The 10,297-nt window shown below is 71.8% G+C and carries 11 protein-coding genes; 5 read left to right on the top strand and 6 right to left on the bottom strand.

The annotated features are described in order from the left end of the window. Positions 1 to 55: 55 nt before the first annotated feature. The 4 genes from U874_RS0104780 to U874_RS0104765 are packed head-to-tail and all read right to left on the bottom strand — an operon-like array spanning position 56 to position 4,735. Positions 56 to 1,399 carry a dihydrolipoamide acetyltransferase family protein gene (locus U874_RS0104780; RefSeq protein ID WP_025133408.1) on the bottom strand — a complete coding sequence of 448 codons (1,344 nt, stop codon included), beginning with the start codon at positions 1,397 to 1,399 and terminating at the stop codon, positions 56 to 58. 17 nt (positions 1,400 to 1,416) lie between these two features. Next, positions 1,417 to 2,448: an alpha-ketoacid dehydrogenase subunit beta gene (locus U874_RS0104775; RefSeq protein ID WP_081809899.1), complete on the bottom strand. Its 1,032-nt coding sequence runs from the start codon at positions 2,446 to 2,448 to the stop codon at positions 1,417 to 1,419. Further along, positions 2,445 to 3,629 carry a thiamine pyrophosphate-dependent enzyme gene (locus tag U874_RS0104770; protein ID WP_232755869.1) on the bottom strand — a complete coding sequence of 395 codons (1,185 nt, stop codon included), beginning with the start codon at positions 3,627 to 3,629 and terminating at the stop codon, positions 2,445 to 2,447. Before U874_RS0104770 ends, U874_RS0104775 begins: the two co-directional genes overlap by 4 nt. Next, positions 3,626 to 4,735 carry a histidinol-phosphate transaminase gene (locus tag U874_RS0104765; RefSeq protein ID WP_025133405.1) on the bottom strand — a complete coding sequence of 370 codons (1,110 nt, stop codon included), beginning with the start codon at positions 4,733 to 4,735 and terminating at the stop codon, positions 3,626 to 3,628. The genes U874_RS0104770 and U874_RS0104765 overlap by 4 nt, the downstream gene beginning before the upstream one ends. Positions 4,736 to 4,915: 180 nt before the next feature. Between U874_RS0104765 and U874_RS0104760 the strand changes: the two genes are divergently transcribed. From U874_RS0104760 to U874_RS0104740, 5 genes are all read left to right on the top strand, one after another. Beyond that, positions 4,916 to 5,857 (top strand): alpha/beta fold hydrolase, encoded by a 942-nt coding sequence (locus U874_RS0104760; RefSeq protein ID WP_025133404.1) that lies wholly within the window; start codon positions 4,916 to 4,918, stop codon positions 5,855 to 5,857. A gap of 56 nt (positions 5,858 to 5,913) precedes the next feature. Then, entirely contained in the window at positions 5,914 to 6,321 is a 408-nt protein-coding gene (locus U874_RS0104755; RefSeq protein ID WP_025133403.1) for a phage holin family protein, read from the top strand. Positions 6,322 to 6,397: 76 nt separating this feature from the next. Next, positions 6,398 to 6,874, top strand: coding sequence for a low molecular weight protein-tyrosine-phosphatase (locus tag U874_RS0104750; RefSeq protein WP_025133402.1), 477 nt, complete (start codon positions 6,398 to 6,400; stop codon positions 6,872 to 6,874). 121 nt (positions 6,875 to 6,995) lie between these two features. Then, positions 6,996 to 8,381, top strand: a complete 1,386-nt coding sequence (gene purB, locus U874_RS0104745) for an adenylosuccinate lyase (RefSeq protein WP_025133401.1) — start codon at positions 6,996 to 6,998, stop codon at positions 8,379 to 8,381. 116 nt (positions 8,382 to 8,497) lie between these two features. Next, positions 8,498 to 9,343 carry a siderophore-interacting protein gene (locus U874_RS0104740; RefSeq protein WP_025133400.1) on the top strand — a complete coding sequence of 282 codons (846 nt, stop codon included), beginning with the start codon at positions 8,498 to 8,500 and terminating at the stop codon, positions 9,341 to 9,343. 31 nt (positions 9,344 to 9,374) lie between these two features. Here the strand turns inward: U874_RS0104740 and U874_RS0104735 are convergent, their stop codons facing one another. Both U874_RS0104735 and U874_RS0104730 read right to left on the bottom strand, forming a co-directional pair. Beyond that, a complete protein-coding gene (locus tag U874_RS0104735; protein WP_025133399.1) occupies positions 9,375 to 9,665 on the bottom strand; it encodes a hypothetical protein in 291 nt (96 codons plus the stop codon). 28 nt (positions 9,666 to 9,693) lie between these two features. Further along, positions 9,694 to 10,224, bottom strand: coding sequence for a hypothetical protein (locus tag U874_RS0104730; RefSeq protein ID WP_232755868.1), 531 nt, complete (start codon positions 10,222 to 10,224; stop codon positions 9,694 to 9,696). Positions 10,225 to 10,297: the final 73 nt, after the last annotated feature.

The following is a 10,297-nucleotide window of genomic DNA, read 5'->3' as shown; positions in this document are numbered from 1 at the left end:
GATCCGGCACCGCCCGGGTGACTCAGGTGCCGCGGCGCCTGCCCAGCCCCACGCCCTAGTCGAGCAGGAGCGCGGGCTCCTCGAGCACGGAGGCCACGTCGGCCACGAAGCGCGAGATCACATCACCGTCGACGATGCGGTGGTCGAACGAGCCACCCACCGTCGTGACCATGCGCGGGCGCACCTCGCCGTCCACGACCCACGGCTTCTGCCGGATCGTGCCCATCGCCATGATCGCGCACTCCCCCGGGTTCAGGATCGGCGTGCCGAAGTCCATCCCGAACACGCCGATGTTCGTGATCGTGATCGTGCCCTGCTGCATCTCGGCGGGCTGGGTGCGGCCCTCGCGCGCGGTGATGGTCAGCTGCTCGATCGCCTTCGCGAGGTCGAGCAGGCTGAGCTCCTGCGCTTCCTTGATGTTCGGCACCACGAGGCCGCGGGGCGTCGCGGCCGCGATCCCCAGGTTGACGAAGTTGCGGCGGATGATCTCGGTCTCCGTGAAGGTCGAGTTGACCTCCGGGTTGCGGCGGATCGCCCACAGCATCGCCTTCGCGAAGATGAGGAGCGGCGAGACCTTCACGCCGGCGAAGGCGGAGGACGTCTTGAGCCGCTTCACGAACTCCATGGTGCGCGTCGCGTCGACCTCGGTGAAGACGCTCACGTGGGGGGCCTCGGAGGCGCTCGCGACCATCGCCTTGGCGATCTGCTTGCGCATGCCCTTGAGCGGGATCCGCTCCTCGCGCACCTCGGGCGGTTCCGGCGTCTCGAGGTTGCGGAAGAGACGGGCCTGGCCCGCGTGTCGCTCGACGTCCGTGCGGGTCACCTCGCCTGCGGGGCCCGTGCCGCTCACCTCGGCGAGCGGCACGCCGAGATCCTTCGCGAGCTTGCGGATCGGGGGCTTCGCGAGCACCGCACCGGGGGCCGTTCCGGCGGCCGCGACCGCGGCGGGAACCGCACCGGGCGTGGGGAGCAGCGGCTCGCCGCCCGAGCGGCGGCGCGACTTCGCCGCGCCCGTCGTCCCGTAGCCGACGAGCACCGCACCGGCGCCCTCCTCGTGCTCGACGCTCGCGGCGGCGTCGGCGGCGATCTCCCGCGCCTCCTCGACCACCGCGGGGGCGGCCTGCGGCGCCGGCGCGGCGTCCGCGGGGGCGGCGTCGCCGCCCGTCGAGACGCGCATGATCGCTTCGCCCACCGGAACCGTCTGGCCCGGCTGCGCGAGCAGCTCGGTGACGGTGCCCACGAACGGCGATGGCAGCTCGACGATCGACTTCGCGGTCTCGATCTCGCAGATCACCTGGTTCAGCGCGACCGTGTCACCGGGCGCCACCTTCCAGGCCACGATCTCGGCCTCGGTCAGCCCCTCGCCGACGTCCGGCAGGGGAAAGGACATCTCACTCATCGCGAATCCTCCGAGGGTTAGTAGTGCAGGGCCCGGTCGACCGCTTCGAGCACGCGATCAGCGTCCGGGAGATACAGGCTCTCCAGGTGCGCCGGGGGGAAGGGAACATCGTATCCGGAGACCCGCATGACGGGGGCCTGCAGCGCCGTGAAGGCGTGCTCCGAGACGTGGGCGGCGATCTCGCTGCCCACGCTCGCGCCACCCTGTGCCTCCTGCGCGACGACGAGGCGACCCGTCTTGCGCACGGAGGCGATGAGCGGCGCGTAGTCGATCGGCGAGACGCTGCGGAGGTCGACCACCTCGAGGCTCGTGCCCTCGCTCTGCGCAATTTCGGCGGCCTGCAGCAGCGTCGTCACCATTGCGCCGTGGCCGACGACGGTGCAGTCGGCGCCCGTGCGCGCGATCCGCGTCTGGTGGAGCGCGGCGGCCGGAGCGCTCGGGTCGACCTCGCCCTTCTGCCAGTACTTCGCCTTCGGCTCGAAGAACAGCACCGGATCGGGCGACGCAATCGCCTGCTGGATCATCCAGTACGCATCGTTCGCGGTCGACGGCGCGACCACGCGGAGCCCCGGGGTGTGCGCGAAGTACGCCTCCGGGCTCTCCTGGTGGTGCTCGACGGCCCCGATGTGCCCGCCGTAGGGCACACGGATCACGACGGGCATCGACACGACGCCGTCGTGCCGGTTGGTGAGCTTCGCGAGCTGCGTGACGATCTGGTTGAACGCCGGGAAGATGAAGCCCTCGAACTGGATCTCGACGACCGGGCGGTAGCCGCGCATCGCGAGTCCGATCGCGCTGCCGACGATGCCGGCCTCCGCGAGCGGGGTGTCGAGCACGCGGGCGGAGCCGAAGTCCTGCTGGAGCCGATCCGTGACGCGGAAGACGCCGCCGAGCGGACCGATGTCCTCACCCATGAGGAGCACCCGATCGTCGGCGGCCATCGCCGCGCGGAGCCCCTCGTTGATGGCTCGGGCGATCGGCAGCGTGGTCGGCTCGCTCAGCGTGGCGACGGCGCGTGCGCCTGCGGTGGTCGTGGTCTCGGTGCTCATGCGCCCGTCCCCTCCTGGTGCTCGAACGAGGCCTCGTAGCGGGCGAGCCACGCGCGCTGCTCCTCGATGCGCGGGTGCTCCTCCGCGTAGACGTGCGCGAACATGGAATCCGGCTCGGGCGCCGGCAGGCTCAGGATCGCGTCGCGCGCGACCTTCGCCTCGCGGTCCGCGGTCTCGTGCACCTCCGCGAAGAAGTCGTCGGCGACACCGAGCGAGCGCAGGTACGCCTCGAGCCGCGCCACGGGGTCGCGCTCCTCCCAGCGGGCGAGCTCCTCCTCCTCGCGGTAGCGGGTGGGGTCGTCACTCGTGGTGTGCGCACCGATCCGGTAGGTGAGCGCCTCGATGTAGCCGGGGCCCTCGCCCGTCCGCGCGAGGCGGAGGAAGCGTCGCGCCACCGCGTAGGCCGCGAGCGGGTCGTTACCGTCGATCTGCACGGCCCGGATCCCGAAGCCGAGCGCGCGGCGGTACAGCGGGGTACGCGACTGGCGTGCCACGGGAACGGAGATCGCCCAGCGGTTGTTCTGCACGACGAAGACCTCGGGGGTCTGGTAGCTCGCGGCGAAGATCATCGACTCGTTGGCGTCGCCCTGGCTCGTGGTGCCGTCGCCGTAGAAGACGAGCGTGGCCTCGCCGGTCGCGGTGCCGGCCTCGCCCGCGTCGAGCGTCGAATCCCCCGCCGCGCGCTTCGCGTCGAGCAGCTGGCCGAGCGCGTAGCCCGTCGCGTGCTGCGTCTGCGCGCCGAGCACGAGCGTGTACAGGTGGAAGTTGCCGTGCGCCGGATCGGTGACGTCCCAGCCGCCGTGCGTGAGGCCGCGGAACTGCTTCGCGAGATCCACCCGCGAGACTCCGCGGATGTGGGCGATCGTGTGCTCGCGGTACGCCGGGAAGATGTGGTCCTGCGGCTCGGCGGCGCGGCCGATGCCGGCCTGGCAGCCCTCCTGGCCGATGCTCGGCACCCAGAGCGCGAGCTGGCCCTGGCGCTGGAGGTGCGTGCACTCGATGTCGAAGGCACGGGTGGAGACCATGTCGCGGTACCACTGCTGGAACTCGGCGACGCCGACCCCCGCGAGCTCGTCCGCGTACTCGGCCGCGGTGGCCGAGGGCGCATAGGCCCCCGCGTCGTCGAGGAAGCGGATGGGCTCCGGATCCTGCTGGGTGATGGTGAGTGCGGACTCGGTCACGCGACTCCTCCTCGCTGTGCGAGATGTGCTCGCACCAGGTCGATGATGACGGGGAGGCTCTCCTCCTCGCCGACGGAAATTCGGAGCCCACGCGCGGCGAACGGACGCACGAGCGTGCCGCGCTCCGCGAACTCGGCGGCGAGCGCGAGCACGTCGGGGACGCCGCCCTGCTCGGCCTCGGGGATCCAGACGAAGTTGCCCTGCGCATCGGGCACGGCGAGCCCGAGCTCGCGGAGCGCGGCGGCGAGCCGGTCGCGGCGCTCGACCAGCACGGCCACGCGCTCGGCGTGCGCCGCGCGGGCCTCGGGGGTGAGGGAGGCGCGAGCGGCGAGCTCGGCGATCCCGGTCACGGAGAGCGGGATCGCGACGCTCGCCGCCGCGCGGAAGATCGCCGGATCCCCCACGCCGTAGCCGATCCGCAGGCCGGCCAGCCCGTACGCCTTGGAGAACGTGCGCAGCACCACGAGGTTCGGGTGCGCCGCGAGGACGTCCTCACCGCGCACGGCCTCGGGGTCCGTGACGAACTCGCGGTACGCCTCGTCGAGCACGACGAGGGTGTCAGCGGGCACGCGCGCCATGAAGCGCTCGAAGTCGGCGCGGCGGAGCGCGGGGCCCGTCGGATTGTTCGGCGAGCAGAGCAGGATCACGCGCGTGCGCTCGGTGATCGCCTCGGCCATCGCGTCGAGATCGTGCTCGGCCTCCGCCGTGAGCGGCACGCCCACGGGCTCGGCGCCCGAGGCAAGACCAAGCCCGGGGTAGGCCTCGAAGCTCGGCCACGCGTAGAGGTAGCTGTCGCCCGCCGCCGCCGCGGCCTGCACGAGCTGGTAGAGGATCGCCACCGAGCCCGCCGCGAGGTGGACGTGCGCGGGGTCGACGCCGAACTCGGCGCCGATCTCGGCGCGCAGCTCGGGCATCGCTGCGGCGGCGTAGCGGTTGATATCGAATGCGCCGGTCATCGCCTCGAGCACTCCGGGGAGCGGGGCGAACGGGTTCTCGTTGCTCGACAGCTTGTAGCCGGGCTCCGTGGGCGTGGCGCCCTGCCGGTAGGCGGGTACGGCGAGCACATCGGCGCGGAACCGGACGGGCGTCTGGGCGTGGTCGCTCATGCGTGCCAGTGTATCGAGCGGGTATCTCAGGATCGGGATACACCGAGGGGCGGGAGATGACATTCGTCACTCCTTTTCGTGACACCGCCGCACTGTTCGGTCGCCGGCGCGCCCGCGAGACTGGGGCTCACCCCGCCGTCTGCGGGGCCCGAAAGCCGCCCTCGATCGTTGGGACCCCTCGTGCGCACCGCTCGCAAGATCATCCTCCGTACCCTGCTCGTGCTCGTGAGCGCCATCGCGCTGACGCTCGCCGGTACCGCCGTCGGCAACGCCGTCGCGAGCGCGAACGAGGCTGCGCGCCTCGTGCCGTACGGGGAGCGCGTGGACGTGGGCGGCCGGCAGATGAACGTCGTGGTGAGCGGCTCGGGCGAGGAGACGCTCGTGCTGCTGCCCGGCTTCGGCACCGCGGCGCCCGGGATCGACTTCGCACCGCTCGTCGCCGAGCTCGAGCGCGACTTCCGCGTGGTGGTCGTGGAGCCGTTCGGCTCCGGGCTGAGCGATGACACGAGCGTGCCGCGCACCAGCGAGGCCTACGTCGCAGAGGTGCACGCGGCACTCGCCCAGCTGGGGATCGATCGCTACGCACTTGTGGCCCACTCGATCGCCGGCGTGTACTCACTGGCCTATGCGAATCGCTTCCCCGGAGAGGTCACGGCGTTCGTGGGCATCGACAGCAGCGTGCCCGATCAGCCCGGCGCCGCCGTGGAGCTGCCGGTCGGCCTCATGCGCACGCTCAGCGCACTCGGCCTCACCCGGCAGCTCGATGCGGCCGGCCCGGACCCGCTCGAGGGGCTGCCCTACACCGCGGAGCAGCGCGAGCAGAACCGGATCCTCACCCTGCGAAACGGGACGAACGACGCGCTGTTCAGCGAGGCCGCGCTCGCGGGTACCAACTTCAGCGCGGCCTCGGGCGAGACGTTCCCCGCCGAGCTCCCCGTGCTGCTCATCATCGCGGAGGGGGACGACGGCGAGGTCGCGGGCTGGCAGACCCTGCATGAGGCGCAGGCTGCCGCCGTGGACCGCGGCGAGGTCGTCCTCATTCCCGGTGACCACTACCTGCACCACGAGCACTCCCCCGAGATCGCCGAGCGGATCCGCGCGCTGCTCATCCCCGCAGGCTGAGCCCGGGCGGGTGGGCCGCACTCGCGGCGCCCAGATCCCGGTGCGAGAATGGGCGCATGCGCGCCATCATTCGAATCCTCGTCAGCGCCTTCGCGCTGTGGCTCACCACGCTCATCGTGGGCGGCAGCGGCGACCACGGGGTGTGGATCACCCCGATCGACGCCGGCGAGTACGGCCACCTCATCACGCTCCTGCTCGTCGCGCTCCTCTTCGGCCTCGTGAACGGCACGCTCGGCCGCATCGTGCGCTTCGTCTCGATCCCGCTGTACATCATCACCTTCGGGCTGTTCGGCCTGATCGTGAACGGCATCATGATCGCCGTCGTCGCCTGGATCTCCGGGCTCGCCGGCTTCGGGCTCGAGGTCGAGAGCTTCTGGTGGGGCGTGCTCGGCGCGCTCGTGCTGTCGCTCCTGTCCGGCTTCATGAACAGCCTCCTCGGCACGAAGAAGAAGCGCGACCGCTAACAGCGTTCGGCGCGGTGGTGGCGATCCGCCGGGGGTGCACCGCGCCGCGGCCCGGCCGCTCGGGCAGACTGGAGCCATGAGCGCGCCCTTCCACGTCAACTTCGTCTGCACCGGCAACATCTGCCGCTCCCCCATGGCCGAGGCCGTCTTCCTGCGGCTCGTCGCCGACGCCGGGCTCGGCGAGCGCTTCACCGCATCGTCGAGCGGCACGGAGGGCTGGCACACGGGCCGCCCCGCCGATCCGCGCACGCTCGCGGCCCTCGCGGCGCGCGGCTTCGACGGCTCCGCGCACCGCGCCTCGCAGGTCTCGGACGCGGAGATCGCGCACGACGATCTCCTCGTCGCCCTCGCCCGCACCCACCGCGACGCCCTCCTCGCGCGCGGCGCCGATCCCGCACGAGTGGTGCTCTTCACCGACTTCGATCCCGCCGAGCCCGCAGACCCGGACGTCTTCGACCCCTACTTCGACGACCAGGCGGCCTTCGACGCGGTCCTCGCGCAGGTGGAGCGCGGCGCCGCTCGGCTCCTCGCGGAGCTGCGGGACCGGCCCTAGGCGGCGCGGGCGGCGCCTCCCCCGCCCGCATGGGAGAATGGAACCGGATCGCGCGCGCCATGGCGCCCTGCCGTGCCCGCGCCGCACCGCCGCCGCTCGCCTCGACCCGCACGGAGACGCCATGACCCCCCTGCCCCCGCAGCCCATCAGCCCGCTCGACGGCCGGTACCGCGCCGCCGTCGCCCCGCTCGGCGATACCCTCTCGGAGGCCGGGCTGAACAAGGCTCGCGTCCACGTCGAGGTCGAGTGGCTCGCGTACCTCACCGAGCACTCCCTGCTCGGCGGCACCCCGATCGATCCGGAGCAGCTCGCCTCGCTGCGCGCCTGGGCCGCCGACTTCGGCCAGGCCGAGATCGACGAGCTCGCCGAGACCGAGAAGACCACGCAGCACGATGTCAAGGCGGTCGAGTACCTCGTGCGCGCAAGGCTCGAGTCGCAGGGCCTCGGGCACCTCGCGGAGCTCACGCACGTGTGCTGCACGAGCGAGGACATCAACAACCTCTCCTACGCGCTCACCGTGAAGCAGGCGATCGCCGATGTGTGGCGCCCGCGCTTCGACGCCGTGATCTCGGAGATCGCCCGCCAGGCCGAGCAGTACCGCGAGCTGCCGATGATGAGCCGCACCCACGGGCAGCCGGCCACGCCGACCACGCTCGGCAAGGAGCTCGCGGTGTTCGTCCACCGCCTGGAGCGCCAGCTCAACCAGATCGACGATGTCGAGTACCTCGGCAAGTTCTCGGGCGCGACCGGCACCTTCGCGGCGCACCTCGCGGCGGATCCCGACACCGACTGGGCGCAGGTCTCCCAGGAGTTCGTTGAGGGCCTCGGCCTCGACTGGAACCCCCTCACCACGCAGATCGAGTCGCACGACTGGCAGGCGGAGCTCTACACGCGGATCGCGCACGCGAACCGGATCCTCCACAACCTCGCGACCGACATCTGGAGCTACATCTCCATCGGCTACTTCCGGCAGATCCCCGTCGCGGGCGCGACGGGATCCTCGACCATGCCGCACAAGGTGAACCCGATCCGCTTCGAGAACGCCGAGGCGAACCTCGAGCTGTCGAACGCGATCCTCGACTCGCTCGCCGCGACGCTCGTGACGAGCCGCTGGCAGCGCGACCTCACCGACTCCTCGGCGCAGCGCAACATCGGCGTCGGCCTCGGCCACTCGGTGCTCGCGCTCGACAACATCCTGAAGGGCCTCGGCCAGATCGACGCGGCCCCCGAGGTGCTCGCGGCGGATCTCGACGCGAACTGGGAGGTGCTCGGCGAGGCGATCCAGACGGTGATCCGCGCGGAGGTCACCGCGGGCCGCTCCTCCATCAGCGACCCGTACGCGGCGCTCAAGGAGCTGACGCGCGGGCGCCGGATCGGCCAGGCCGAGCTCATCGAGTTCGTCTCCGCGCTCGAGATCGGCGACGCGGCGAAGCAGCGCCTCCTCGCACTCACCCCCGCGACGTACATCGGTGATGCCACGCGTCTGCTCGACTTCCTCCAGCGGTAGTCGACGCGCTCAGCAGTGCGGCCCGGGGCGTCTCGCCCCGGGCCGCACTGCGTTTCGGGCGTGTGCGCCCGGCCCGGTGATACGCTCGGGAGGAATCATCTGATGAAAGGATCACCGTGACCGAGCAGGATCCCGCCGCACGCTTCGCCCGCCCGCGCACCATGCACCGCTTCACCGCACGGCGGATCGTGGTGACCCGCGTCACGGAAATCGAGCACTTCACGCGGATCACCTTCTCGAGCCCCGAGCTCGCGGACTGGGAGAGCACCGGCCCCGAGGACCACGCGAAGATCTTCTTCCCCGACCCGGACACGGGCGAGCTGCGCGCCCCCGCCCCCGTCGGAGCGGACGCGGACGGGATCGTGCGCCCGGAGGGCGAGATGTTCGGGCGAGACTTCACGCCGCTCAACGTGCGGGAGGATCCCGGATCCGGGCACCGCGTCTTCGATCTCGACGTGCTGCGCCACGAGGATCCAGGCCCCGCCGCGCGCTGGGCGGCCGGCGCCGAGCCGGGCGATGAGCTCGTGATGGTGGGGCCGCGCGGCTCGATCGCGGCGGCGAGTGCTGCGCCCCGCGTCGTGTGCTTCGCGGACGAGACGGCGCTGCCAGCGGCGGCGCGCTGGATCGCGGAGATGCCGCGGGAGTCGCGCATCGAGGTCGTCGCCGATGTGCCCGGAGCGCTCGACTGGGTGCGGCTCTACCTCGCGGCGCAGGGCGGGCGCGACGTGCCCGTGCACGCGGCGCCCGGCACGCTCGCCGAAGCCGCCGTCGCGATCGGGGTCGATGCGGACACCTACGTGTTCGCGGGCGGCGAGGCCGGTCGCCTCGTACCGCTCCGCCGCTACCTGCGCGGCGAGCTCGGCTTCGGCAAGGAGCAGTACTCGATCAGCGGGTACTGGAAGCGCGCGGAGTCGGGCTTCGATCACCACGCGCCGATCGATCCGAGCGACCCGGAGGACTAGCGGAACGCGCCGGCGGCGGGCGCCCGGCGGCTCAGTGCCAGTTGGCGCCGTTGTCGGGCTTCTGCAGGTCCTTGCGGGCCTCGAGGTCCTCGTCGCTCGGCTTGCCGCCGAGCCCGACGAGCGCGACCATCATCACGGAGACGATGAAGCCGACGCCGAGGAAGACGAGGCCGAGCACGATGTCTCGCGTCGTGAGCAGGACGATGAGCCCCGCGAACACGCCCAGGACGGTGGAGAAACCGAGCAGCTCGAGCGGTCGCAGGCGATCACGGCGCGACGGGGTCACGGGATCCTGCTTGGCGGGCTCGGGAGACTGAGTCATCTTCTGCTTTCAGGTCAGGCGAAGGGATTTAGCGGGCGGCGGGCGAGGCGCCCGCTGCGTCGCCGGCTGCACCGGCGGCGCGACGCGTGTCGAACGCGGAGATTCCGAGGAACACGCCCGTGAGGAGCGCGTAAGCCCCGAAGAAGCCGAGGATCGCGACCTGATCGTCGCGGAAGAGCAGCACGAGGAGCGCGAGCAGGACGCCGGCTCCGCCGAGCAGCGCCGAGTCCTGGCGGCTGCCGGGGCGCACCGCTGCGCCGATGAACTCGAGGAGCGCGCTCGCGAGCGCCCAGGCCGCGACGATCACCGCGAAGGCGATGGGCGCGCTGGAGAACGGGAGCAGCAGCGCGGCGACCACACCGACGACACCGAGCAGCAGCGGCACCACCGTGCGCGCGGGCGCGCGGAGCGTGAACCACTCGACGAAGTGGGCGATGCCGATCGCACCGAGCGCGGCGGACGCGACGCCGAGGTCGAAGCCGAGCTGCTCGTGCAGGGTCGCGGAGAACGCGATGACGAGGCCGGCGACGAGCAGCACGCCGACGCGCAGCAGGCGCACAGCGCGGGAGGGTGCGATTTCCGGGGCCACGGATTGCGCGGACGATGACGCCACAGCGGACATGGCTCCCCTT

Origin of the sequence: Leucobacter sp. PH1c, from assembly GCF_000633415.1 — a bacterium.
Classification (GTDB): domain Bacteria; phylum Actinomycetota; class Actinomycetes; order Actinomycetales; family Microbacteriaceae; genus Leucobacter.
This window is presented reverse-complemented; position numbering and strand designations above follow the sequence as displayed.